General features: G+C 64.2%; 20 protein-coding genes and 2 rRNA genes (1 of these 22 only partly in view). 17 read left to right on the forward strand and 5 right to left on the reverse strand.

Going from position 1 to position 23,486, the window contains the following annotated elements; all coding sequences use genetic code 11:
* Both CT3_RS02385 and rrf read left to right on the forward strand, forming a co-directional pair.
* Positions 1–2,254, forward strand: a 23S ribosomal RNA gene (locus tag CT3_RS02385); it begins 625 nt to the left of the window's first position.
* A 128-nt stretch (positions 2,255–2,382) separates the two neighbouring features.
* A 5S ribosomal RNA gene (gene rrf / locus CT3_RS02390) occupies positions 2,383–2,495 on the forward strand.
* 285 nt (positions 2,496–2,780) lie between these two features.
* Here rrf and CT3_RS02395 read toward each other — a convergent pair.
* A complete protein-coding gene (locus CT3_RS02395) occupies positions 2,781–3,545 on the reverse strand; it encodes a class II glutamine amidotransferase (protein WP_066539881.1) in 765 nt (254 codons plus the stop codon).
* A 155-nt stretch (positions 3,546–3,700) separates the two neighbouring features.
* Here CT3_RS02395 and CT3_RS02400 point away from each other — a divergent pair, with 155 nt between their 5' ends.
* From CT3_RS02400 to CT3_RS02445, 10 genes are all read left to right on the forward strand, one after another.
* Positions 3,701–4,126: a MerR family transcriptional regulator gene (locus CT3_RS02400; protein WP_066539884.1), complete on the forward strand. Its 426-nt coding sequence runs from the start codon at positions 3,701–3,703 to the stop codon at positions 4,124–4,126.
* Between the two features lie 45 nt (positions 4,127–4,171).
* Complete coding sequence (locus CT3_RS02405) at positions 4,172–4,618, forward strand: PaaI family thioesterase (protein ID WP_066539886.1); 447 nt, start codon at positions 4,172–4,174, stop codon at positions 4,616–4,618.
* Between the two features lie 55 nt (positions 4,619–4,673).
* A complete protein-coding gene (locus CT3_RS02410) occupies positions 4,674–5,855 on the forward strand; it encodes an isovaleryl-CoA dehydrogenase (protein WP_066539888.1) in 1,182 nt (393 codons plus the stop codon).
* A 46-nt stretch (positions 5,856–5,901) separates the two neighbouring features.
* On the forward strand, positions 5,902–6,567 hold the full coding sequence (gene can, locus CT3_RS02415; RefSeq protein ID WP_066539892.1) for a carbonate dehydratase: 666 nt from the start codon (positions 5,902–5,904) through the stop codon (positions 6,565–6,567).
* 86 nt (positions 6,568–6,653) lie between these two features.
* Complete coding sequence (aceK, locus tag CT3_RS02420) at positions 6,654–8,459, forward strand: bifunctional isocitrate dehydrogenase kinase/phosphatase (RefSeq protein ID WP_066539894.1); 1,806 nt, start codon at positions 6,654–6,656, stop codon at positions 8,457–8,459.
* A gap of 58 nt (positions 8,460–8,517) precedes the next feature.
* Positions 8,518–9,702 carry an acetyl-CoA C-acyltransferase gene (locus CT3_RS02425; protein WP_066539896.1) on the forward strand — a complete coding sequence of 395 codons (1,185 nt, stop codon included), beginning with the start codon at positions 8,518–8,520 and terminating at the stop codon, positions 9,700–9,702.
* 233 nt (positions 9,703–9,935) lie between these two features.
* Positions 9,936–11,030: a hypothetical protein gene (locus tag CT3_RS02430; protein WP_066539903.1), complete on the forward strand. Its 1,095-nt coding sequence runs from the start codon at positions 9,936–9,938 to the stop codon at positions 11,028–11,030.
* A 10-nt stretch (positions 11,031–11,040) separates the two neighbouring features.
* Complete coding sequence (locus tag CT3_RS02435) at positions 11,041–11,676, forward strand: pyridoxamine 5'-phosphate oxidase family protein (protein ID WP_066539916.1); 636 nt, start codon at positions 11,041–11,043, stop codon at positions 11,674–11,676.
* A gap of 69 nt (positions 11,677–11,745) precedes the next feature.
* Complete coding sequence (locus CT3_RS02440) at positions 11,746–12,408, forward strand: SDR family oxidoreductase (RefSeq protein WP_066539919.1); 663 nt, start codon at positions 11,746–11,748, stop codon at positions 12,406–12,408.
* Between the two features lie 90 nt (positions 12,409–12,498).
* On the forward strand, positions 12,499–13,629 hold the full coding sequence (locus tag CT3_RS02445; protein WP_066539921.1) for an acyl-CoA dehydrogenase family protein: 1,131 nt from the start codon (positions 12,499–12,501) through the stop codon (positions 13,627–13,629).
* A gap of 52 nt (positions 13,630–13,681) precedes the next feature.
* Here CT3_RS02445 and CT3_RS02450 read toward each other — a convergent pair whose 3' ends face one another.
* Positions 13,682–14,692 (reverse strand): DMT family transporter, encoded by a 1,011-nt coding sequence (locus CT3_RS02450; RefSeq protein ID WP_066540778.1) that lies wholly within the window; start codon positions 14,690–14,692, stop codon positions 13,682–13,684.
* 315 nt (positions 14,693–15,007) lie between these two features.
* Here CT3_RS02450 and CT3_RS02455 point away from each other — a divergent pair, with 315 nt between their 5' ends.
* Positions 15,008–15,808, forward strand: coding sequence for an alpha/beta fold hydrolase (locus CT3_RS02455; RefSeq protein ID WP_066539923.1), 801 nt, complete (start codon positions 15,008–15,010; stop codon positions 15,806–15,808).
* Between the two features lie 33 nt (positions 15,809–15,841).
* Here CT3_RS02455 and CT3_RS02460 read toward each other — a convergent pair whose 3' ends face one another.
* Together CT3_RS02460 and CT3_RS02465 are read right to left on the reverse strand one after the other, a co-directional pair.
* A complete protein-coding gene (locus tag CT3_RS02460; RefSeq protein WP_066539925.1) occupies positions 15,842–16,330 on the reverse strand; it encodes a DUF421 domain-containing protein in 489 nt (162 codons plus the stop codon).
* A gap of 72 nt (positions 16,331–16,402) precedes the next feature.
* Entirely contained in the window at positions 16,403–16,924 is a 522-nt protein-coding gene (locus tag CT3_RS02465) for an ImmA/IrrE family metallo-endopeptidase (protein WP_066539927.1), read from the reverse strand.
* Between the two features lie 199 nt (positions 16,925–17,123).
* On the opposite strand from CT3_RS02465, the gene CT3_RS02470 reads away from it, so the two are divergent.
* The 4 genes from CT3_RS02470 (at position 17,124) to CT3_RS02485 (ending at position 20,046) form a co-directional block, all read left to right on the forward strand.
* Positions 17,124–17,936, forward strand: a complete 813-nt coding sequence (locus tag CT3_RS02470; protein ID WP_066539929.1) for an alpha/beta fold hydrolase — start codon at positions 17,124–17,126, stop codon at positions 17,934–17,936.
* 209 nt (positions 17,937–18,145) lie between these two features.
* A complete protein-coding gene (locus CT3_RS02475) occupies positions 18,146–18,850 on the forward strand; it encodes a DUF4197 domain-containing protein (RefSeq protein ID WP_066539935.1) in 705 nt (234 codons plus the stop codon).
* On the forward strand, positions 18,847–19,263 hold the full coding sequence (locus CT3_RS02480; RefSeq protein WP_172591854.1) for a YchJ family protein: 417 nt from the start codon (positions 18,847–18,849) through the stop codon (positions 19,261–19,263). Before CT3_RS02475 ends, CT3_RS02480 begins: the two co-directional genes overlap by 4 nt.
* Positions 19,264–19,377: 114 nt before the next feature.
* Positions 19,378–20,046: an HAD family hydrolase gene (locus CT3_RS02485; protein ID WP_066539939.1), complete on the forward strand. Its 669-nt coding sequence runs from the start codon at positions 19,378–19,380 to the stop codon at positions 20,044–20,046.
* Positions 20,047–20,213: 167 nt separating this feature from the next.
* On the opposite strand, the gene CT3_RS02490 is transcribed toward CT3_RS02485, so the two are convergent.
* Positions 20,214–23,159: an autotransporter domain-containing protein gene (locus CT3_RS02490; protein WP_172591855.1), complete on the reverse strand. Its 2,946-nt coding sequence runs from the start codon at positions 23,157–23,159 to the stop codon at positions 20,214–20,216.
* Positions 23,160–23,486: the final 327 nt, after the last annotated feature.

Below are 23,486 nucleotides of genomic sequence, written 5' to 3' on the forward strand. Positions count from 1 at the left end.
AAATCGAGTCCGAATAGGGCGTCCAGTCGCTGGGTGTAGACCCGAAACCAAGTGATCTATCCATGGCCAGGATGAAGGTGCCGTAACAGGTACTGGAGGTCCGAACCGACTGATGTTGCAAAATCAGCGGATGAGCTGTGGATAGGGGTGAAAGGCTAAACAAACTTGGAAATAGCTGGTTCTCTCCGAAAACTATTTAGGTAGTGCCTCAAGTATTACCTGCGGGGGTAGAGCACTGTTTAGGCTAGGGGGTCATGGCGACTTACCAAACCTATGCAAACTCCGAATACCGCAGAGTACAGCTTGGGAGACAGAGCACCGGGTGCTAACGTCCGGACTCAAGAGGGAAACAACCCAGACCGCCAGCTAAGGTCCCTAAAATTGGCTAAGTGGGAAACGAAGTGGGAAGGCTAAAACAGTCAGGATGTTGGCTTAGAAGCAGCCATCATTTAAAGAAAGCGTAATAGCTCACTGATCGAGTCGTCCTGCGCGGAAGATGTAACGGGGCTAAGCCAGTTACCGAAGCTGCGGATGTGCAATTTATTGCACGTGGTAGGAGAGCGTTCTGTAAGCCTGTGAAGGTGCCTGGTAACGGGTGCTGGAGGTATCAGAAGTGCGAATGCTGACATGAGTAGCGTTAAAGCGGGTGAAAAGCCCGCTCGCCGTAAGCGCAAGGTTTCCTACGCAACGTTCATCGGCGTAGGGTGAGTCGGCCCCTAAGGCGAGGCAGAGATGCGTAGCTGATGGGAAACAGGTCAATATTCCTGTACCGATCAATAGTGCGATGTGGGGACGGAGAAGGTTAGCTCAGCCAACTGTTGGATATGTTGGTTCAAGCCTGTAGTCGTGGTCCTTAGGCAAATCCGGGGATCTTAGATGAGGGGTGATAACGAGTGTGCTTGCACACGAAGTGAGTGATACCCTGCTTCCAGGAAAAGCCACTAAGCTTCAGCTATTGACGACCGTACCGCAAACCGACACTGGTGCGCGAGATGAGTATTCTAAGGCGCTTGAGAGAACTCAGGAGAAGGAACTCGGCAAATTGATACCGTAACTTCGGGAGAAGGTATGCCCCTAGTAAGTGAAGTTGTACAAATGGAGCTAAACGGGGTTGCAAAAATCGGTGGCTGCGACTGTTTAATAAAAACACAGCACTCTGCAAACACGAAAGTGGACGTATAGGGTGTGACGCCTGCCCGGTGCTGGAAGATTAAATGATGGGGTGCAAGCTCTTGATTGAAGTCCCAGTAAACGGCGGCCGTAACTATAACGGTCCTAAGGTAGCGAAATTCCTTGTCGGGTAAGTTCCGACCTGCACGAATGGCGTAACGATGGCCACACTGTCTCCTCCTGAGACTCAGCGAAGTTGAAATGTTTGTGATGATGCAATCTCCCCGCGGAAAGACGGAAAGACCCCATGAACCTTTACTGTAGCTTTGTATTGGACTTTGAACGGATCTGTGTAGGATAGGTGGGAGGCTTTGAAGTGTGGTCGCTAGATCACATGGAGCCAACGTTGAAATACCACCCTGGTGCGTTTGAGGTTCTAACCTAGGTCCATTATCTGGATCGGGGACAGTGCATGGTAGGCAGTTTGACTGGGGCGGTCTCCTCCCAAAGCGTAACGGAGGAGTTCGAAGGTACGCTAGTTACGGTCGGACATCGTGACGATAGTGCAATGGCATAAGCGTGCTTAACTGCGAGACTGACAAGTCGAGCAGATGCGAAAGCAGGACATAGTGATCCGGTGGTTCTGTATGGAAGGGCCATCGCTCAACGGATAAAAGGTACTCTGGGGATAACAGGCTGATACCGCCCAAGAGTTCATATCGACGGCGGTGTTTGGCACCTCGATGTCGGCTCATCTCATCCTGGGGCTGTAGTCGGTCCCAAGGGTATGGCTGTTCGCCATTTAAAGAGGTACGTGAGCTGGGTTTAAAACGTCGTGAGACAGTTTGGTCCCTATCTTCCGTGGGCGTTGCAGATTTGAGGAAGCCTGCTCCTAGTACGAGAGGACCGGAGTGGACACACCTCTGGTGTATCGGTTGTCACGCCAGTGGCATTGCCGAGTAGCTACGTGTGGAAGAGATAACCGCTGAAAGCATCTAAGCGGGAAACTCGTTTCAAGATGAGATCTGCCGGGGCCTTGAGCCCCCTGAAGGGTCGTTGTAGACCACGACGTTGATAGGCTGGGTGTGGAAGCGCAGTAATGCGTTAAGCTAACCAGTACTAATTGCCCGAGCGGCTTGACCCTATAACTTTGACTGCCAATAGGTAGTACAAGACTGTTATGCCAAAGTAGGCGCAATCGAAATACAAGCTGATTTACAGACTCTATGAATTGACTGGGTAGTGCATAGCACTGCCTAGTGACAAGTTATGCCTGATGACCATAGCGATTTGGTACCACTCCTTCCCATCCCGAACAGGACAGTGAAACGAATTTGCGCCGATGATAGTGCGGGTTCCCGTGTGAAAGTAGGTCATCGTCAGGCTCTTACAGCGCAACACCCCCAGCTCTCGCAAGAGGCTGGGGGTTTTGTTTTTAGCGGTGCAGAAATGCATGTGGCCCAGCCAAGGCCTCTCCATTATTCAATCCACCGTCTTTTATCTGCAGACAGACAACCCCATAAAAAAGAGCACGCTGCGCGTGCTCTTTTTTATTGATGGGGCTGAGGAATGGCTGGAGGCTCCGATGGAGAGTGCAGTGGCCACCTCTTGGGCAACGTGGGTGGCCGCAGGCATCCTGGCCCGGGTGCCGGCCAGGGACGGCGCGGGCATCACATGCGGCGCTGGCCGTCCACAAACACCATCAACTCGCCTTTTTCAAAGGTGTTCCACTGCTCGTTCTTGGTGAGCGGGCTGGTGACGATGATGGCCACCCGGTCGCTGGGCGTGGTTTCGCTGGCAAAGTCCACGCTCAGGTCTTCGTCGGCCAGGTGGGCCTGGGCGAAGGGGTGGCGGCGCTCGGTGTAGCACAGGTGGGTGGTGGCATGGGCCCACAGCGCCTCCCCGCTGGAGAGCAGGAAGTTGAAGGTGCCGTGCGGCGCGATGCGGGCGGCCAGTTCACGCAGGGTGAGCGTGAGCTCTTCGATGCTGGGCACGCCGGCGTGCGATTTCCACAGTTCCTGCATGATCCAGCAGAAGGCCAGTTCGCTGTCGGTGCTGCCCACGGGGTGGAAGTGGGCGTGCAGCTTGGGGGCAAAGCCCTTGAGATCGCCGTTGTGGGCAAACACCCAGTTGCGCCCCCACAGCTCCCGCACAAAAGGGTGGCAGTTCTGCAGGCTGACCACGCCCTGGGTGGCCTTGCGGATGTGGGCGATGACGTTCTGGCTTTTGATGGGGTACTGGCGGATGAGCTGGGCCACCGGCGAGTCGATGGCGCGTTCATGGTCCACAAAATGGCGCAGGCCCTTGTCTTCGAAGAAGGCGATGCCCCAGCCGTCGGTGTGATCGCCGGTGTTGCCGGCACGCTGTGCAAAGCCGCTGAAGCTAAAGCGCACGTCCGTCGGGGTGTTGCAATTCATTCCAAGCAGCTGGCACATGGTGCGGTTCCGGCAATCCAAATACAAAGAGGCATAGCCTAACCTGCAAAGCGGCCATTGGCGCGCAATGCTGCAGCAAAGCGGGCGGGTGCTGACCCGCTACCGGCGGGCACGGGTGACAGGCACAATCGGGCGTTTCGCGTACTGTTGAGCCCATGCATACCGAGTCTTCCCCTTCCGCGTCTGTGAGTTACAGCATCAGCGATCTGGCCAAAGAGTTCGATCTGACCACCCGTGCCATGCGCTTCTATGAGGACATGGGGCTGCTGCAGCCCGAGCGCACCGGCCCCGGCGGGCGCAACCGCGTCTACAGCCCGCGGGACCGTACCCGGCTGCGCCTGACGCTGCGGGCCAAGCGGCTGGGGCTGTCGCTGTCGGAAGCCAAGGAAATCATCGACATGTACGACAGCCCGCGGGACACGGGCATGCAGCTGAAAAAATTTCTGCAGGTGCTGGGCGCGCACCGCCTGCAGCTGGAAGAACGCCTGGCCGATCTGCAGGCCAACCTGGAAGAAGTCATGGAGCATGAGGCGGAAGCGCGTCAACTACTTGACAAGCTGGGGGGCAATGAGGTCTCATAACAAACTTGACGTTAACGTCAACGTAAAGAATGAACAGGAGACACCATGGCCGCAGACGAGGCCGCCCTGGACCGGGTGCGCGAGAGCTTTGCGCAGCAAGGGGCCATGGGCACGCTGGGGGCGCAACTCACGCACCTGGCTCCGGGCGAAGTGGACATCAGCTTTGACTGGGCGCCCGGCCTGACGCAGCAGCACGGCTTCATTCATGCCGGCATGCTGTCGGCGGCCCTGGACTCGGCCTGCGGCTATGCCGGTTTCAGCCTGATGCAGGAAGACGCCGGGGTGCTGACTATCGAATTCAAGACCAATCTGCTGGCCCCCGCCAAAGGCCAGCGCTTCCGTTGTGAAGGCCGGGTGCTCAAGCCGGGGCGCACCATCGTGGTGGCCGAAGGCCGGGCCTATGCCATTGACAACGGAGCGGAAAAACTGGCCGCCACCATGCACTGCACCTTGATGGCCGTGCAGGGGCGTTCCGGCATCGCCGGCAAATAAGGCTGCACAGAACAGCCGCCGGCCTCTCGCCATACCTATCACCAGGAGACAAAGAATGAGCAATCTGCCAGGCCTGAACTTCCAGCTGGGCGAAGACATTGATGCGCTGCGCGATGCGGTGCGTGAATTTGCACAGCGCGAAATTGCCCCCCGTGCCGCCGACATCGACCGTACCGACCAGTTCCCCATGGACCTGTGGCGCAAGTTCGGCGATCTCGGTGTGCTGGGCATCACCGTGTCCGAACAGTATGGCGGTGCTGACATGGGCTATCTGGCCCATATGGTGGCCATGGAAGAGATTTCGCGCGCCAGTGCGTCGGTGGGGTTGTCCTATGGCGCCCACAGCAATCTGTGCGTGAACCAGATCAACCGCAACGGCAACGCAGCGCAAAAGGCCAAATACCTGCCCAAGCTGATCAGCGGCGAGCATGTGGGGGCTCTGGCCATGAGCGAGCCCGGCGCCGGCTCCGACGTGATCAGCATGAAGCTCAAGGCCGAGGACAAGGGCGGCTATTACCTGCTCAACGGCAGCAAGATGTGGATCACCAACGGTCCCGATGCCGACACCCTGGTGGTCTACGCCAAGAGCGAGCCCGAGCTGGGCGCGCGCGGCGTGACGGCCTTCCTGATCGAAAAGGGCATGAAAGGCTTTTCGATTGCGCAGAAGCTGGACAAGCTGGGCATGCGCGGCAGCCACACCGGCGAGCTGGTGTTCCAGAACGTGGAAGTGCCCAGCGAGAACGTGCTGGGCCAGGTCAATGGCGGTGCCAAGGTGCTGATGAGCGGCCTGGACTATGAACGTGCCGTGCTGACCGGGGGCCCGCTGGGCATCATGCAGAGCGTGATGGACAACGTGGTGCCCTATATCCACGACCGCAAGCAGTTCGGTCAGAGCATTGGGGAGTTCCAGCTCATCCAGGGCAAGGTGGCCGATATGTACACCGTGCTGCAGGCCGGCCGTTCGTTCGCCTACACCGTGGCCAAGAACCTGGACATGCTCGGCACCGACCATGTGCGCCAGGTACGCAAGGACTGCGCCAGCGTCATCCTGTGGTGTGCGGAAAAAGCCACCTGGATGGCCGGCGAGGGCGTGCAAATCTATGGCGGCAATGGGTATATCAACGAGTACCCGCTCGGTCGTTTGTGGCGAGATGCGAAACTCTATGAGATTGGCGCCGGCACCAGCGAAATTCGTCGCATGCTGATTGGCCGCGAATTGTTTGCCGAAACCTGCTGAGCAGGGGTGGGCGGCGCCGTTTCCCAGAACCACAAAGGAACGCCACATGACGACCAGTACCTCCATCGATGACCTGTTTGTGCACAACAAGGAATGGGCTGCCCAGATGGAGCGCGACCGCCCCGGTTTCTTCACCGGGCTGATGGCGCAGCAAAAACCCAAGTACATGTGGATCGGCTGTTCCGACAGCCGGGTGCCCGCCAACCAGATCACCGGCCTGGAGCCGGGCGAAGTCTTTGTGCACCGCAACGTGGCCAACGTGGTGGTGCCCAGCGACCTGAACGCGCTGACCACCATCCAGTACGCCGTGGACCACCTGAAGGTGGAACACCTGATGGTCGTGGGCCACTATGGCTGCGGCGGTGTGCTGGCGGCGCTGGAAGGCGTGCGCCTGGGCCTGGCCGACAACTGGACCCGCCATGTGCGCGATGTGCGCGACAAACACTACGACCTGATCAAGGCCACGGCCGTGCAGCACCGCCATGATGTGCTGTGCGAGCTCAACGCCATCGAACAGGTGATGAATGTGGCCCAGAGCACGGTGCTGCAGGACGCCTGGGCCCGCGGCCAGAAGGTGGCGCTGCACGGCTGGTGCTACAGCCTGAAGAACGGCCACATCACCAACCTGCACATGACCGTGCCGGGTGAAGGCGGCCTGCACGAAGTGCACCAGAAGGCGGTCGAGATGGTGGCTTCCCGCCAGCGCGACTGATCCCGTGGCGCCCCTTGGCGGGCGCCGGCGCCTGAGGCATGGGCCTGGGCTTTTTGCAGAGCACCCCTGAACCGCGAGCTATCTGTATGTTCCCGCAGCGACTGGATGCCCCCCAGGCCTATGACATCGCCCAGGCGATGATGGACGGTTTCAACCGCCACTACCAGCTGTTCCGCGCGGAATCCGCCCGGGCCAAGCGCCGTTTCGAGCAAGCCGACTGGAACGGCCAGCAATGCGCCCAGCGCGAGCGCATTGCCTTCTATGACCTGCGGGTCACCGAATGCGTGCAGCGCCTGGAGGCGGAGTTCCACGCCGGGCTGCTGCCCATGCCGGTGTGGCAGCAGGTCAAGCTGCATTACATCGGGCTGATGGTGGACCACCTGCAGCCCGAGCTGGCGGAGACCTTCTTCAACTCCGTCACCACCAAGATCCTGCACCGCACGCATTTCCACAACAACTTCATCTTTGTGCGACCGGCCGTCAGCACCGAGTACCTGGAAAGCCGCGACCCCGGAGATGCCCCGGCCTACCGCGCCTACTACCCGGCGTCGCTGCAGGCCCTGCCCGAGACCCTGCAGCAGCTGATTGCCCACCTGGCACTGCAGTGCCCGTATGAAGACCTGGAGCGTGACATCGCCGCGCTGACGGCGCGGGTGCAGCAGCGCCTGGAGGGGCTGATGCTGCGGGCCAACTTCCAGATCCAGGTGCTCTCCAGCCTGTTCTACCGCAACAAGGGCGCCTATCTGGTGGGCAAGATCATCACCGGCTACACCGAGCTGCCGCTGGCCATCCCCATTCTGCACAGCAACGAAGGCAAGCTGGTGCTGCATGCGGCGCTGTTCGGCGAGGACGATCTGCACGGCCTGTTCAGCTTTGCGCGGGCCTATTTCATGGTCGACATGGCCGTGCCCAGCGCCTATGTGGGCTTTCTGCGCAGCCTGATGCCGCGCAAGCCCCGCGCCGAGATCTACAACGCCCTGGGTCTGGCCAAGCAAGGCAAGACGCTGTTCTACCGCGACTTTCTGCACCACCTGCGCCATTCCAGCGACCAGTTCCGCATTGCGCCCGGCATCAAGGGCATGGTGATGCTGGTGTTCGACCTGCCCAGCTTTCCCTATGTGTTCAAGCTGATCAAGGACAAGTTTCCGCCCCCGAAGGAAACCACGCGCGAGCTGGTGCAGAGCAAATACCGCCTGGTCAAGCAGCACGACCGGGTGGGCCGCATGGCCGATACGCTGGAGTACAGCCTGGTGGCCTTTCCGCGCGAGCGCTTTTCCGACGCGCTGATTGCCGAGATCCAGGAATTCGCCCCCAGCCAGCTGGAGATCAGCGACCGCGATGGCGACGGCCAGCAGGAGGTGATCCTCAGCCATGTCTACATCGAGCGGCGCCTGGTGCCGCTGAACATGTACCTGCAGGAATGCTTCGATGCCGGGCTGGACAACCCGCGTGCCAAGGCGAACATGGAGCGCTCGGTCATCGAATACGGCAATGCCATCAAGGAGCTGGTGGCGGCCAACATCTTTCCCGGCGACATGCTGTGGAAGAACTTTGGCGTCACGCGCGGCGGCAAGGTGGTGTTCTACGACTACGACGAGATCGAATACCTGACCGACTGCCAGTTCCGCGCCGTGCCAGCGCCTCGCAACGAAGAGGACGAGATGTCCGGCGAAATCTGGTGGCATGTCGGACCGCGCGATGTGTTTCCCGAGACCTTCGGCCCCTTTCTGCTGGGCCATCCCGCCGTACGCGAGGTCTTCATGCGCCACCACGCCGATCTGCTTGAGCCGTCTTTCTGGCAAGGCCACAAGGAACGCATCCAGCAGGGCCACATGCACGACGTCTTCCCCTACGACAGAACCCGCCGTCTGACCGCCGATGCCGCCGGCTGAGGCCGTCTGCACCGGTTCGGCTTCCCCTGCCTATCCATAACAACCCAAGGAGATCACCATGCACCAAGACCCCGTCGTCATCGTCAGCGCCGCCCGCACCCCCATGGGTGCCTTCCAGGGCGATTTTTCCGATCTGGCCGCCCATGACCTGGGCGGTGCCGCGATTGCAGCGGCCGTGCAGCGCGCCGGCATCCGGCCCGAACAGGTCGAGGAAGTGCTGTTCGGCAACTGCCTGATGGCAGGCCAGGGCCAGGCACCGGCCCGCCAGGCCGGCTTCAAGGGCGGTCTGCCGCAGAGCACCGGCGCGGTGACCCTGTCCAAGATGTGCGGCGCCGGCATGGAGGCCACCATCCTGGCCCACGACCAGCTGATCGCCGGCAGCCGCGAGGTGATGGTGGCAGGCGGCATGGAAAGCATGACCAATGCGCCCTATCTGCTGAAAAAAGGCCGTGGCGGCTACCGCATGGGCCACGACAAGGTCTACGACCACATGATGCTCGACGGCCTGGAAGACGCCTATGAAGCCGGCCGCTCCATGGGGACCTTCGGTGAAGACTGCGCCGCCAAGTACCAGTTCACCCGCGAGGCACAGGACGCCTTCGCCATCGCCAGCGTGCAGCGCGCGCAGCACGCCACCCAGAGCGGGGCGTTTGCCGCCGAAATCACCCCCGTCACCCTCAAGACCCGCAAGGGTGATGTGACCGTGAGCGTGGACGAAGGCCCGGCCAAGGCCAAGCTGGACAAGATCACTGCCCTCAAGCCGGCGTTCAAGAAGGACGGCACCATCACCGCCGCATCCAGCTCCAGCATCAACGACGGCGCCGCCGCCATGGTGCTGATGCGCGAGTCCACGGCCAAGCAGCTGGGCTGCAAGCCGCTGGCACGCATCGTGGCCCACGCCAGCCACGCCCAGGCGCCCGAATGGTTCACCACGGCCCCGGTCGGCGCCACCGAGAAAGCGCTGAAGAAGGCCGGCTGGAAGGTGGACGATGTGGACCTGTGGGAAGTGAACGAGGCTTTTGCCGTGGTGCCCATGGCGCTGATGGCCGAGCTCAAGGTCCCCCACGACAAGGTCAATGTGCACGGCGGCGCCTGCGCCCTGGGCCACCCTATCGGGGCCAGTGGTGCGCGCATTCTGGTCACGCTGATCCACGCGCTGCAAACCCATGGCAAGAAAAAGGGTCTGGCCACGCTGTGTATCGGCGGCGGTGAAGGCACGGCCATGGCCATCGAGCTGGTGTGAGCGCAGCCCCCCGCCACCCCGGGCGCGCATGGCCGCGCCGGGAGGGCGGGGACTGCCGCGCCCATGGGGGCAGAAGGGGTGGACGAGGTGGCGGGTGCTGCGCCCCGGCGTCGCTTCCGACATGGCTTCCTGGCGCGGGGCACAGGGCAGCTTGCTTTACAGTCGTCCCATGTGCCACCGGCCGCATGCGCAGCTTTCCTTGCCTGCGGCCTTTTTCCCCCTTGGATTTCCGTATGCAAGCAGAACTGCCCGAAGACGACCACCATGCTGCCGCGCCCTTGAGCGCTCCACAGATTGCCGCCTTCTGGACTGAATTTTCCGGCCAGCTGGCCGCGTGGGTAGCGCTGGATGGCCGCGCCTTCGTCGAAGAGGCCAATGCGCTGCTGAAGCGCCAGGCGCCCGGCCTGTCGCTGGAGCTGGAAGGGGCACCGGCCCAGGACGGTGCCCGCCTGGTGGTCACGGCCCACGGCAATATCGAACAGTTTGAAAACGCCCAGGCCCTGGTGCGCCAGGCCCCGCGCCTGGAGGGCTACACCGTGCAGGCGTTCCGCAGCCGCACGGCCAGCGGCAACTTTGCCATGGGGATGCAGGACTTCGAGCTGTCCTGCGACGATGTGCTGGTGGCGCCCTATGACGCGGGCGGCATCATCGGCCTGGATCTGGCGTTCGCCAAGGCCGTGCCGGACGCCATGCAGGAGCATGCCCGCCACATGGCCTTCATCCTGCTGGACCATGTGCTGGGCGAGTGGGATTTTTCCGTGCGTGTGGGACCGGTCGACTTTGTGGAAGCCGCCGCCGAGGCCTCGCCGCTGTCGCAGTTTCCCGCCGTGTTCGATGCCTTCCAGCGCGAGGTGCTGGGTCGCACCTACCGCTTCCCGCAGGAGGAGAACGACCGCTGGATCTCTCTGGAAGTGCGCTCCCGCGATGCCGACGAGGACGATGCCCCGGATCTGCTGACCTTCCACGACAGCGCCCATGCGCTGGCCACCCGCGCCGATCTGTCCTATTTCCTGACCTTGCGCTTCCCGATCGACAGCCAGGAAAGCCTGGACAGTGCCCGCGACGCCCAGGATGCGCTGGACGCCGAGCTGCTGCGGCAGCAGCGCGGTATTCTGGCGTTCACCCGCATGGAAGGCATGGACTTCCGGGTGGCGGCTTTCTATGTGGACGACCCGGATGCCGCCGCGCAACTGGCCCGCCAGCTGGCCGCCGAGCATGCGCCCGGTCTGGAAGCGGCGCTGGCGCTGGAATACGACCCGTCCTGGCGCGAATACCTGGGCATGTACGGCGCCATCCACCGCCAGGACCGTCAGGCCGACCAGGCCTAGGAGAAGCACCATGATCACCAGTGAAGAGCAGCTGCGGCAGCTGTACGCCATGCCGGCCGAGCGGGCCCTGCTCAAGCAGCAGGTCGATCTGGACCGGCATTGCCTGCGCTTCATTGCGCTGTCGCCTTTCTGTGTGATCGCCACCGGGGGCAACGCCGGCAGCCTGATGGATGCCTCGCCGCGGGGCGGGGCTCCCGGGTTTGTGAAGGCGCCCGACCCCCGCACGCTGATGATTCCCGACGCCGGCGGCAACAACCGGCTGGACAGCCTGAGCAATCTGCTGCGCGATCCGCGCGTCGGCCTGCTGTTCATGGTGCCCGGCATCAACGAGACGCTGCGCGTCAACGGGACGGCCAAGCTGCGTGACGAAGGGCATTACACGGCGCTGTTTGCCGGCCCGCACTTCCACCCCAAGCTGGTGATCGAGGTGCAGGTGCAGGAGGCCTATCTGCACTGTGCCAAGGCGCTGATGCGTTCCCGGCTGTGGCAGGCCGAGGCCCAGGTGGCGCGCAATGTGCTGCCGACGATGAACCAGATGATCCATGCCCAGATCGGCATGGCCGCCCCCACCGAAACGCAAGAGCAGATGGAGCACCGCTACCGGGTGCAGATCGCTGCCGAGCAACCCGGGGGCAGCATTGGCTGAAGCCCGCCCGCACAGGGCGCCGGCGCCGATGCGCCCACCGCATTTCCTTTCCCGCTTATAGGAGCTTCCATGGCCTTGGTATTGATCATTGGCGCATCGCGCGGCATCGGCTTGGGGCTGGTGCAAGCCTATGTGGCACAAGGCCACCGGGTGATTGCCACCGTGCGCAATCCCGCCGACAAAACCCGCCTGCAGGGCGAAGGCGCCGAAGTGCTGGTGGTGGATGTGGCCGATCCGGCCAGCGTCAGCGGCCTGGCCTGGCAGCTGGACGGTGAGGCAGTGGACCTGGCGTTGTACGTGGCTGGCGTCTGGAGCGATCTGCCCGCCGACGTTCCCCCCAGCCAGCCCGAGTTCGACCGCGTCATGCACACCAATGTGCTGGGCGCCATGCAGGCACTGCCCCAGGTGGCACCGCTGGTCGAGGCCGCGGGTGGCGTGTTCGGCCTGGTCAGCAGCAGCATGTCGCGCCTGACCGAGGCGGAGCCGGATGCCTGGCTGTACCGCGCCAGCAAGGCCGCACTGAACATGGTGGTGGCCAGCAGCCAGCCGCAGTGGCCGCGTGCCCGCATTGTGGCGCTGGACCCCGGCTGGGTGCAGACCGAGATGGGCGGGCCTGGTGCCACCATCACCGTCGAGCAAAGCGTGCAGGCCCTGGTGCAGACGCTGGCGCAGGTCTCGGCAGAGGACGGCGGCCATCTGCTGCACCGCAACGGACACCGGCTGGATGGCTAGCCACTGAAAACCATGGCGGCTTGTGTGCATGGCCGGAGCACAAGCCGCTGGCTCTGACGACCTACTACAACACCGGCTGGAGACAAGAACATGCTGCTGACCCCTGACCAGGAAATGATCCGCGATGCCGTGCGCGACTTTGTGCGCGAGCAAATCACCCCCCATGCGGCGCGCTGGGACAAGGAACACCACTTTCCCAAGGATGTGCACCAGGGCCTGGCGGCCCTGGGCGCCTACGGCATCTGCGTGCCGGAAGAGCTGGGTGGTGCGGGCCTGGACTACATCAGCCTGGCCCTGGTGCTGGAAGAGATTGCGGCCGGCGACGGGGGCACCAGCACCGTCATCAGCGTGACCAACTGCCCGGTCAACGCCATCCTGATGAAGTACGGCAATGCCCAGCAAAAGGAAGAATGGCTGCGTCCGCTGGCGCAGGGCGCCATGCTGGGCGCGTTCTGCCTGACCGAGCCACATGTGGGCTCCGACGCATCGGCGCTGCGCACCACAGCCACCCGGGACGGGGACGACTATGTGATCAACGGCGTCAAGCAGTTCATCACCAGCGGCCAGAACGGCGATGTGGCCATTGTGATTGCCGTCACCGACAAGGCCGCCGGCAAGAAGGGAATGAGCGCCTTTCTGGTTCCCACCCGCAATCCCGGCTACCAGGTGGCGCGGCTGGAAGACAAGCTGGGCCAGCATTCCAGCGACACGGCGCAGATCAATTTCGATCAGTGCCGCATTCCGGCATCGCACCGGGTAGGGGCCGAAGGCGAGGGCTACAAGATCGCCCTGTCCGCCCTGGAAGGCGGGCGCATCGGCATTGCCGCGCAGAGCGTGGGCATGGCGCGTGCGGCATTCGAGGCCGCGCTGGCCTACAGCAAGGAGCGCGAGAGTTTTGGCCAGCCCATTTTCAACCACCAAGCCGTGGGTTTCCGGCTGGCGGACTGTGCGACGCAGATCGAAGCGGCCCGGCAGTTGATCTGGCACGCCGCCAGCCTGCGCGATGCCGGCCTGCCCTGCCTGAAGGAAGCCGCCATGGCCAAGCTGTTCGCCAGCGAAATGGCCGAACGTGTCTGCAGCATGGCCATCCAGACCCTCGGAGGCTATGGCGTGGTCAGCGATTTCCCGGTGGAACGCATTTACCGCGATGTGCGGGTGTGCCAGATCTACGAAGGCACCAGCGACGTGCAGAAAATCATCATCCAGCGGGCGCTGGCCTGAACGGGATAAGCCACCGGCGGTGCTTGCATTGCGGCCGCCGGCGCTGGCCGCTTCAGTGCGGAGGGTGGGTGGCCGTGTGTTGCGGGGTGCGTACTGCTGGCGCTGCGGGCGCTGCCTGGGGGGACTGTGTTCCCCGGCTGTGCAGGGCCCACAGCACGCCGGCGACCAGCAGGGCAATGCCCGCCACGGTTTCGGTCGGAGGGAACTGCTGGCGCAGCGCAAAGCCGTAGGCCAGGGCGGACAGGGTTTCGCAGACGATCAACTGGCCCGACATGGTGGTGGGCAGGTGCTGGCAGGCCGCATTCCAGCACAGCGCGCCCAGCCAGGAGCCCACCAGGCCGGCCGCGAACATGCCGCAGACAAATTCCCAGGGACGGGGCCCCAGTGGGGTGGTGAAGCCCAGCCCGTCCTGCTGCAGCCACAGCCAGGAAATCGCAAAACCCACCAGAGCCATGGGCAGCGTCACCAGTCCCTGGGCCGTCGCCCAGGTGCGGGATGAAACGCCAGGGTGGGCGCGCAGCCAGTCGGCGTTGCGGATGGGGTACCAGGTCCAGCACAGCATGGCGACCAGGGCCAGCCCTATGCCCAGACCATAGTCCTGCAACTGGCTGGCACTGCTGTGCTGCAGGGCCTGCAGTTCATGGTGGTTGACCAGGGCAATGCCGCCCAGGATCAATCCCAGCGATGGAAACAGCTGCCCCCACGGCAGGGCGGCGCGACCTGCGCGCAGGTTGGAGGCCACCGCAATCGCCACCGGCAGCGCGCCACTGGCGATCAGGGTGGGCAGGGGCACCCCTGCCAGCTGGATGGCGCTGGTCAAGAGCAGGTAGAAGGTGATGCTGCCGATGGCGGCCAGGCGCAGGGCCTGCAGCCAGTCGGCACGGTGCAGTTGGGCCAGGGCCGTGCGGTCCCACCAGGCCAGGGGCATGGCGATCAGGCCGAATGCCAGGTAGCGGCCAAATGCCAGCAGCGGCGCGGGATAGTCTGGCAGCAGCAGTGGCACCACAAACACAAGGCCCCACAACGCCCCTGCCGCCACGCCGCACAGGGTGCCCCATCGCATGCCGGCGTTCATGGCGTGGGATGCCGCGCTGCAGTGCAAAGAACGAGATGGGACACTGGGCGCAGCAGCGCCACAGGCAGCGGGCAGGGAAAGGGGCACATGGTCGGCGGGATTGTGCGCCGCAGCATCCAGGGCTGCTGCGCGAAGGCCCCAGGCTGATGCCGGCAGTACGGGATTGGCGGCGCTGCCAGCGCCGCTGCAGCGCGCGTGCTACGCCTGTCCTGCCGGTGACGCGGCCCCGGGGTTGGCACGGTGGCGGCCCGCAGTGGCTTGGGGCCAGCATGCAGCTTTGGACCCATGCCCAGGAGAAGTTGGATGCCTTTTGCCGCCGTCAACGGTCAGCGCCTGTTCTACGAAGATACCGGAGGCAGCGCCCCGGTGCTGGTGTTCTCTCACGGTCTGCTGATGGACCACCGCATGTTTGCCCCGCAGGTGGCCGCGTTCCGCCATGGCTGGCGCTGCATCAGCTGGGACGAGCGCGGCCACGGCGCCACGGCCACGCCGGGGCAGTGTGCGCCGTTCAGCTATTACGATTCGGCGAACGATCTGGTGGCGCTGCTGGACCACCTGGGTGTGGAGCGTGCCGTGCTGGTGGGCATGTCCCAGGGCGGCTATCTGTCGCTGCGCGCGGCGCTGACCCACCCGCAGCGTGTACGGGCCCTGGTACTGATCGACACCCAGGCGCTGAAGGAGGACCCCGCCAAGATGCCGGCCCACCAGGCGGTGGTGGCGCGCTGGTCGCAACAAGGGCTGGATGCGGACATGGCCGCCGGCCTGGAGCGCACCATCCTGGGCGACGGCTGGGAGGGCGCAGCCGCATGGAAGCGCATCTGGCAGGGGGTGGATGCGGTCAATCTGCAGCAATGCTTTGCCACGCTGGATGCGCGCGACGATATCTCGGCCCGCATGGGCGAGATCCGTGCGCCGGCGCTGGTGATCCACGGCGCGCAGGACCGTGCCATCACCCTGGAACGGGCCCGTGCCATGGCCGATGCGCTGCCGCGCGCCCGGTGGGTGGAGATCGAGGGGGCTGGCCACGCCCCCAATCTGACCCACCCGGAGCTGGTCAACGCCGCCATGCAGGCTTTTCTGGGCACGTTGGCGCCGCAGGGGTGAACATGGTGCGGACGGCGTCCTGGGTGCTGCGCTTCAGATCCCGTCCAGGTCCGGGATGCGGCGGCGCAGCACCACGGTGATCTGGCCATTGGTCTCGATGGTGGCACGCTCCACCGCATGGGCGTTCAGGCAGCCGTTGGCGCGCAGTGCGGCGGACAGGTCGTCGGCGGTGATCTGCTCCTGCAGCAGCAGGTCCTGCTGCACCACGCCCTCTCGGATCAGCACCTTGGGACGGCCATCGATGACGTGGCGCAGGCGTGGGTAGCGAAAGCTCAGCCGGGCCAGCAACACATGGCAGCCGATCAAGGTGGCGGCGCTGACAAGGCCGCCCACCAGCGAGTTGTCGCCCGCATTCATGGAGTTCTGCACGGCGTTCGACAGGATCAGCAGCAGCACCAGATCGAATGGTGCGTACTGCCCCGTCTGGCGCCGCCCGGTCAGGCGCAGAAAGACCAGCAAGAACAGGTACACGATCACCCCGCGCACGACCAATTCCCACCAGGGGACTGCCAACTGCCACATCGCATGCTCCTTGAGCCCAGGATGAAGCCACGATAACGCGGAATGCCGGCAGTGCGTGCGGCAGGGCAGCAATCAGTCCCAGGCCACGCTGGGGTCCAGGCGCTGTGCCAGGGTCTTGGGGATGGGCAGGTCCAGATCGGCCAGGCGCTGCTTGACCAGAATCTCCGGCACCTCGAACAGATGCGCCAGCTCCTGCAGCGTGCGGGCATGGCCGCCTTCCACGGTGAAGCGCAGCACGGATTCGGGCATCAGCAGCTGCAGCGCGAAGTCGTTGGCCTCGCTGTCCTGGCGCTGGCTGTGGTCGGCGTGGTAGCTGCCGCTGATGCAGATGGCGCGCTGCATGCCGGGGCGCAGGTGGTGCAGTGCCAGGTGGGCGATGGCATGGGCCACGCCATAGCGCTGCAAGGTGATGGGGTGCTGGCGGCCGATGGTGACGCAGGCCTTGCGCTGCGGCGAGATGTCCAGCACGGCACAGGCTTCGCCCGTGTCGCCCAGGGCCACCACCAGCCGCATGGCCTTGGCCATGCGCGCCAGATTGACCGGAACCGACTGGTCCCAGTGCGTCTTCAGAATACCTTCCGCGAGCAGTGCCATGGGACCATTATCCGATGGTCCGCACGCGGGTGGCGCAGCGCACCATTGCGGTGCCCGGACGGTGTACCGCAATGGGTGTTTGCCCGCTACAGTACGGGCAAGGGTATGACATGCCATCCAGCAAAGGCGGGTGCTGGTTGCTATAAAAATTGGCGTATTGAATGTTGCGCTGCAACACAGACCGTCTGCGGAGAACCGCATGCCCATCACCAACCTGCGCGGACAGCGCATCCATTACGAAGACACCTGCGGCGCCAAGCCGGTCCTGGTGTTTGCCCACAGCTTTCTCATGGACGGCAGCATGTTCCATGGGCTGGCGCAACGCTTCTGTTCGCAGTGGCGCTGCATCAGCTGGGATGCGCGCGGCCATGGCCGCAGCGAAGGCCCGCCGCAGGACTTCAGCTACGACGATCTGGCCGACGACCTGGACGCGCTGCTGGCGCATCTGGACATCCGCAAGGCCGTGGTGGTGGGGGTGTCGCAAGGCGGGCAGGTGGCGCTGCGTTGTGCGCTGCGCCACTCTGCGCGGGTGCGCGCCCTGGTGCTGATGGGCACCCAGGCCAGCACCGAAGATCCGCAGAAGCTGCCCGGCCATACCTCGCTGGTGCAGGAGTGGGCGGCCGGGGGGCTGTCCGACCCCATGGCCAAAGGCGTGGCCCACCGGCTGGTCGATGCCGGCTGGCATGGCATCACCGAATGGCAGGCCAAGTGGGCGCGCTGGCAACCTGCCCAGCTGCTGCGCTGCTTTGCCGCCTTTGCCGGGCGCGATGACCTGACCGGCCGGGTGGCTGCGCTGGAGCAACCGGCGCTGGTGATCCACGGCGGGCGCGATGTCTGTGTCAGCATCCCCCGCGCCCAGGCCATGGCGCAGGAGTTGCCGAATGCCCGCTGGCTGCAGATTCCCGGTGCAGGCCACGCGCCCCATCTGACCCACCCGGCCGAGGTGGAAGCGGCCATGGCCCGTTTTCTGGCCCATGTGGGTGAGTCGGACATGCACCTGGTGGCGGCCTGATCCGCGCCGCACTGCTGAGCCGCTGCATTCCCCGGTGCCGTCCATCGTGGGCAGTTCCAGCGGAGGGCTGGGGAGCGGTGCGGTGGGCATGGTGCAGTGCGCAACGCGGCCATGGCGCCGTGCCCCGGCTGGGGTTGCAGCGGTCTGCAACAATCCCGGGCTGGGCGCGCACCTTCGGCCGCGCCACCGCATTCAGGAGTCCTCCGTCCATGCAGCGACGCGATTTTCACCATGCCGCCACCGGCTTTGCCGGTACCCTGTTGCTGGGCGCATGGTCCCAGGCCCAGGCGCTGGACCTGTCCCAGCTGACCAATGCCGAAGCCAGCAGCGGCGTCAAGGCCGCGCTCACCCAGGGGGCGGAAGCTGCCGTGGCCCTGCTGGGCAAGCCCAATGGCTTTCTGTCGAATCCCCAGGTGCGCATTCCGCTGCCGGGCCAGCTGGCCGATGCCGCCAAGCTGCTCAAGCGCTTTGGCATGGGCCAGCGGGTGGAGGAGCTGGAGACCACGCTCAACCGAGCCGCCGAAGCAGCGGTGCCCGAAGGCAAGGCGGTGCTGCTGCAGGCCGTGCAGAGCATGACGGTGGCGGATGCCAAAAGCATTCTGGGCGGCGGTGACACCTCGGTCACCCAGTTCTTTGCCAGCAAGACGCGTGCGCCGCTGGCCGAACGCTTCCTGCCCATCGTCACCCGCGAAACGGACAAGCTCGGCCTGGTGGCGCAGTACAACCAGCTGGCGGGCAAGGCAGCGGGCTTCGGCCTGCTGAAAGCCGAAGAGGCTAATCTGGCCCAGTATGTGACCGGCAAGACGCTGGACGGCCTGTTCACCACCATTGGCGAGCAGGAGCGTGCCCTGCGTCGCGACCCCGTGGGAGCTGGCAGCGCGCTGCTGCAAAAAGTGTTCGGGGCGCTGAAGTGAGTTCCGCTGGGATCGCCGTTTCAGCCGCCTGCCCTTGCGGGCGTGAAGCCAAGGGGAAACCGGTGGCCTACAGCGCCTGCTGCGGCCGCTTCATCGACCACTGGGAGGCCGCACCGGCACCGGATGCGGAGCACCTGATGCGCTCGCGCTATACCGCCTTTGTGTGCGAGAACGCGCCCTATCTGCTGGCCACCTGGCACCGCAACGAGCGTCCGCCGGAGCTGACGTTCGAGCCCGGGGCCAAATGGCTGGGTCTGCAGGTCAAGGACTTTGTGGCCACCGGCGCGGACACTGCCGAGGTGGAGTTTGTGGCCCGCTTTCGCGTGGCTGGCCGCCCCGTGCGCCTGCATGAGCGCAGCCGCTTTGTGCAGGAAGCGGGGCGCTGGTATTACGTCGACGGTGCGCAGTTCTGAGCCGGCCGTCCTGGTCGGCCATGACCGTTTCACCCCTGTGCGGCATGCAGCGGGAAACGTTTGATTTTTTGATGCAACGGAGTGACAGCGCGCTGGGCGCGCACACAGACAGCTATGCAATTTGAAGCCATTTTGTTCGACTGTGACGGCGTGCTCGTCGACAGCGAAACCATCACCAACCGCGTGCTGCACGGCATGCTCAATGCATCCGGCTGGGCGCTGGGCGAAGACGAGTGCATGCGCATCTTTGTCGGCCACACCGTGCGCAGCAAGGCGCCGCTGATCGAAGCCGAAACCGGCCAACCGCTGACGGATGCCTGGATGGCCGAGTTCTACGAGCGCCGCAACCAGCGCCTGCGCGCCGAGCTGGAGCCGATCGACGGGGCAGTGCCTGCCGTGGCCCAGCTGTTCACCCGCCTGGCCGGCAAGATGGCCGTGGCCAGCGGTGCCGACAAACCCAAGGTGGTGATGCAACTGGAGAAAGTGGGACTGTCCCCCTTCTTTGGCGAACATGTCTTCAGCGGCCACGACCTGCCGCGCACCAAGCCCTGGCCCGATGTGTACCTGGCCGCCGCCGCCGCCGTGCAGGCCGATCCGGCCCGCTGCCTGGTGATCGAAGACTCGGTTCCCGGCCTGACCGCCGGCGTGCGTGCCGGTGCCACCGTCTGGGGCTTCTGCCCCAAGGTGGGCGCGCATTCCACACCCGCGCAGCTGCTGGAAGCTGGTGCCACCCAGGTGTTTGACGATATGGCGGACCTGCCGCGCCTGCTGGGCATCCTGTGATGCGGTGATGCGGCGGGTGCCACCGGAGGGCTGGCGCAGAACGTCCGAATCGCCTGCCGGGGCGAGCCCCTGGCCTCCGGAGAGCTGCTGCCTCTTTTCTGCCCTGTCCATGAAAAAACCCCCGCCGGTTTGCACCGGCAGGGGCTGGTACGCAATGCGCTCCGCGCTTAGAACGCCCAGCGCAGCTTGGCGTTGACAGAGTGGTCGCGCTGGCCGCTGCCCATCTCGCCCTGGTAGCCCAGCACCAGCGCAGCGCTGCGCGACAGGACCACATCGGCTTCCAGGCCCAGCACGGCAGTGTTGCGCGCCAGCGGCGTGCCGGCCACGGTGAAGTTCTGACCGCCTTCAAACGCCATGGTCTTCTTGGCCGTCACATCACCAAAGGCATGGCGCCAGCCCACGGTGGCGCGCAGGCGGCCTTCCTTGCCGGCCAGCTGGAAGTCGCTGTGCACACGCAGACCCAAGGTGGTGCTGGCCAGATCGTCGGTGCTGCTGCGGCCCTGCAGCGCGGCAAAACCGCCGCGTTCCTGGAAGCTGCCGGTGCGCTGCTGGCCCAGGCTTACGCCCGCGAAGGGCTCAAACCCCACCTTGTCGTACTGGCCGATGGCATAACCCACCTCGGCAAACAGCTGCGCCGTGTGGGCGCTGTAGTCGGCCTTCAGGGTCTGGCCCAGGCTGGTCACACGGCGTGTGGTCTCGATGTCGTGCCAGGTATAGGCCAGACCACCCAGCACATTGATGCGCGGGCCCGTGCCGGTGCCAAAGCTCTTGCCGCCGTAGACGGCCGCGCTGTAACTGTTCACGTCCGACTCGGAGGAACGGTCTGCCACCTTGCCGCTGGCATTGGTGTACCCCAGCGAACCGCCCAGGCGCCAGCCGCTGGTGCCCACTTCCTCGTCCATGCCCAGGAACAGGCCGGTGGTGCGCTGCTTCAGTTGCGCGGCATTGCCATCACCGTCATAACGCTGCCAGTGACCCACCACCTCGGCCCAGGCGGGCAGGGCCTTGGAAGACGGCCAGGCCGATACGGGCAGCGGGCCGTCGCTTTGCGCCACCGGGGCGCCGGCACGCAAGCCCGCCGTCATGTTGTTGCGCAGATGCTGGCCGCTGACGCTGGGGGCATAAGCGCCCAGGCCCACCAGGCTGCTGCCCACGCTGGCTTGCACATCACCGGACAGGCTGGCCAGCACCGCAGCAGGGGTGCCTGTTGGCAGCTTCTCCACAAACTGGTAGAGCGCGCTGCTGCTGGACAGGCTGCTGATGGCGTTGGCCACGGAGGACTGGTTGCGCGTTTCGGCCAGCTCCGCGAATTCCATCTGCCCGCCGCCACTGGATTTGCGCTGCAGTTGCAGCGTCACTTCGTGGCTGGTGTAGCCCAGGGTAGCGTCCAGGTAGGCGTAGTTCGAGGTTGCGGAATCAAACGTGCCGACAATATGGCTGGCTTCCAGGATGGTGTAGGTCTTGCCCACCTGGTAGTCGGTGGCGGCATCGGATTGGACGCCCACATGCACCGCACTGCCTGCCAGCGTGGCCTGGCCAGCCACCTTGATCAGGCTGCTGGCGTCGGAGTTGGGGTCGGTCTGGACCAGATAGGTGGAGCCGGACTGCATCACCAGGTCCCCCAGCACGCGCAGCGTGCCGTAAGGCGTGCTGGCTGCCGCCATCAGACCGGTGGTGATGGTGCCGCCGCTTGCGATGGTGGTCACGCTGCCTGTGCCGCCCAGGCTGCCGGTACCGGCCAGGGTGGCGCCGCTGGCCACGGTCAGATTGCCGCCCAGTTTGCCGGTGCTGCCCAGCAGCAAGGTGCCCGCTGCAACCAGGGTGCTGCCGCTGTAGCTGCTGCTGTTGCCGCTCAGGACCAGGATGCCGGCACCATCTTTCTGCAGGGTGCCGGTACCGGAGATTGCGCCGCTGTAGACGGCGGCGTCGCTGCGGTTGAAGACCAGGGCACCGTCGTTGACGACATTGCCTACCAGCGTGCCGCTGGTACCGCCAGTACCAACGGACACGGTGCCCGTGGCATTGTTTTTCAGGGTGCCTGCATTGCTGATCGTGCCTTCCGTGGTCAGCGTGCCGTTGTTGTGCAGCCAGCTGCCGCTGTCGATGTTCAACTGACCACTGGCGCTGTTGAGCAGGGTGCCGCTGTTGACCAGCCCGCTATAGCCTTGCATAGCATTCGACAGGTGCAAGGTGCCGCCGTTGGTGAGCAGGCCGTGGTTGGTCAGTATGTCGTTGATGGTCAGCGTGCCGGTGTTGTCCAGCGCGGCGTAATTGACCAGCGAGCCGTTGTTGGTCAAGGTGCCCTCATTGCGCAGCACGCTGCTGGCATTGCCCGTGGTTCCGTTGTAGAGCACGCCGTTATTGATCAGCGTGCCGGTATTGAACAGTCCGCTGCCAGGGGAGGCTTGCAGATCATTGGCGTTGCTCAGCGAGCCGTTGTTGGTCAGGGTCCCGCTGTTGTTCAGCGTGTGGTAATTGCTCAGCATACCGCCCGTGTTCATCAGCGTGGCACCGGTGTGGTTGTTCAGTGTGCCGTAGTTGTTCAGTTGCTGGCCGGCGTTGTTGTTCAGCGTACCGTTGTTGTCCAGTGTGCTGAACGCGTCATTGACCAGCTGACCATCGCTGTTGGTGAGCGTGCCGTCGTTGGTGAGCGTGCCCTTGTTGCGGAGCTCGTCGCCGCCCTCATTGGTCAGCTGGCTGCCGATGTGGTTGTTGAACGTTCCGTTGTTGGTCAGGGCGCTGGTGTTGCGCAGTACGCCATGGTTGTCCAACGTTCCTGAACTCTGCAGTGTGGCGTTGCTGTCCACCACGAATTCGCCAGTGGCAGCAATGAATCCGCCCAAGAAATCGGTTGAAAAGTAGTCGTTCAGAACGGTTTGCGTTGCTCCTGCAGGAACGTTAATGGTTTCGCTGCTGACCGCACTTGCGTGCATGCTTGCCAGTCCCATCGCCAGCGCGGCAGCCAGGGGTTTCCAGGCCGGCAGGTGGGCCGGTGGCGAAGACAGTGCCAGACGGGTACGGCGGCGGCTGGTACTGCCTGTGCGTGCGGTTTCGGGGGCTGCCACCCAAGTACCCAAGGTGGCGTTCCAGATGCTGTGGTAAATGCGGTTCATGAAGGGGAGTTCCAGTGTTTCCGGGGGGCTGGTCGGTTCGCAGCCCCCGCTGTCGCATGCGCTGCGCAGCGACGAACGGTAGCGCACTGTAAGGCAAAAATTACAAAATTTAACAATTAAGTAAGATTGCCGGGTGGCGTTTCTGGGAGGCCCCGCTTGGCCGAGGCAATGGCACGGTCGCCTTGTGGTGCCACGTTCTCCGATGGCGTGGCAAAGGCACCGCTGCGGGGGCATGGCAGTCCATGGGGGTGGCATGAGCGCCGTTGAAACCCCAAGGAGAGGTGCTGCCATGGGTCTTGCCGGGGCAGAGGAGGCCGCGCGCGATGG

Source organism: Comamonas terrigena NBRC 13299 (genome assembly GCF_006740045.1).
Lineage (GTDB): Bacteria > Pseudomonadota > Gammaproteobacteria > Burkholderiales > Burkholderiaceae_C > Comamonas > Comamonas terrigena.

Excerpts from the sequence above, each read along its gene's own strand:
- CT3_RS02395 (WP_066539881.1), bottom strand. The coding sequence starts at position 3,545 with ATGTGCCAGCTGCTTGGAATGAATTGCAACACCCCGACGGACGTGCGC.
- CT3_RS02400 (WP_066539884.1), top strand. The coding sequence starts at position 3,701 with ATGCATACCGAGTCTTCCCCTTCCGCGTCTGTGAGTTACAGCATCAGC.
- CT3_RS02405 (WP_066539886.1), top strand. The coding sequence starts at position 4,172 with ATGGCCGCAGACGAGGCCGCCCTGGACCGGGTGCGCGAGAGCTTTGCG.
- CT3_RS02410 (WP_066539888.1), top strand. The coding sequence starts at position 4,674 with ATGAGCAATCTGCCAGGCCTGAACTTCCAGCTGGGCGAAGACATTGAT.
- can (WP_066539892.1), top strand. The coding sequence starts at position 5,902 with ATGACGACCAGTACCTCCATCGATGACCTGTTTGTGCACAACAAGGAA.
- aceK (WP_066539894.1), top strand. The coding sequence starts at position 6,654 with ATGTTCCCGCAGCGACTGGATGCCCCCCAGGCCTATGACATCGCCCAG.
- CT3_RS02425 (WP_066539896.1), top strand. The coding sequence starts at position 8,518 with ATGCACCAAGACCCCGTCGTCATCGTCAGCGCCGCCCGCACCCCCATG.
- CT3_RS02430 (WP_066539903.1), top strand. The coding sequence starts at position 9,936 with ATGCAAGCAGAACTGCCCGAAGACGACCACCATGCTGCCGCGCCCTTG.
- CT3_RS02435 (WP_066539916.1), top strand. The coding sequence starts at position 11,041 with ATGATCACCAGTGAAGAGCAGCTGCGGCAGCTGTACGCCATGCCGGCC.
- CT3_RS02440 (WP_066539919.1), top strand. The coding sequence starts at position 11,746 with ATGGCCTTGGTATTGATCATTGGCGCATCGCGCGGCATCGGCTTGGGG.
- CT3_RS02445 (WP_066539921.1), top strand. The coding sequence starts at position 12,499 with ATGCTGCTGACCCCTGACCAGGAAATGATCCGCGATGCCGTGCGCGAC.
- CT3_RS02450 (WP_066540778.1), bottom strand. The coding sequence starts at position 14,692 with ATGCGATGGGGCACCCTGTGCGGCGTGGCGGCAGGGGCGTTGTGGGGC.
- CT3_RS02455 (WP_066539923.1), top strand. The coding sequence starts at position 15,008 with ATGCCTTTTGCCGCCGTCAACGGTCAGCGCCTGTTCTACGAAGATACC.
- CT3_RS02460 (WP_066539925.1), bottom strand. The coding sequence starts at position 16,330 with ATGTGGCAGTTGGCAGTCCCCTGGTGGGAATTGGTCGTGCGCGGGGTG.
- CT3_RS02465 (WP_066539927.1), bottom strand. The coding sequence starts at position 16,924 with ATGGCACTGCTCGCGGAAGGTATTCTGAAGACGCACTGGGACCAGTCG.
- CT3_RS02470 (WP_066539929.1), top strand. The coding sequence starts at position 17,124 with ATGCCCATCACCAACCTGCGCGGACAGCGCATCCATTACGAAGACACC.
- CT3_RS02475 (WP_066539935.1), top strand. The coding sequence starts at position 18,146 with ATGCAGCGACGCGATTTTCACCATGCCGCCACCGGCTTTGCCGGTACC.
- CT3_RS02485 (WP_066539939.1), top strand. The coding sequence starts at position 19,378 with ATGCAATTTGAAGCCATTTTGTTCGACTGTGACGGCGTGCTCGTCGAC.
- CT3_RS02490 (WP_172591855.1), bottom strand. The coding sequence starts at position 23,159 with ATGAACCGCATTTACCACAGCATCTGGAACGCCACCTTGGGTACTTGG.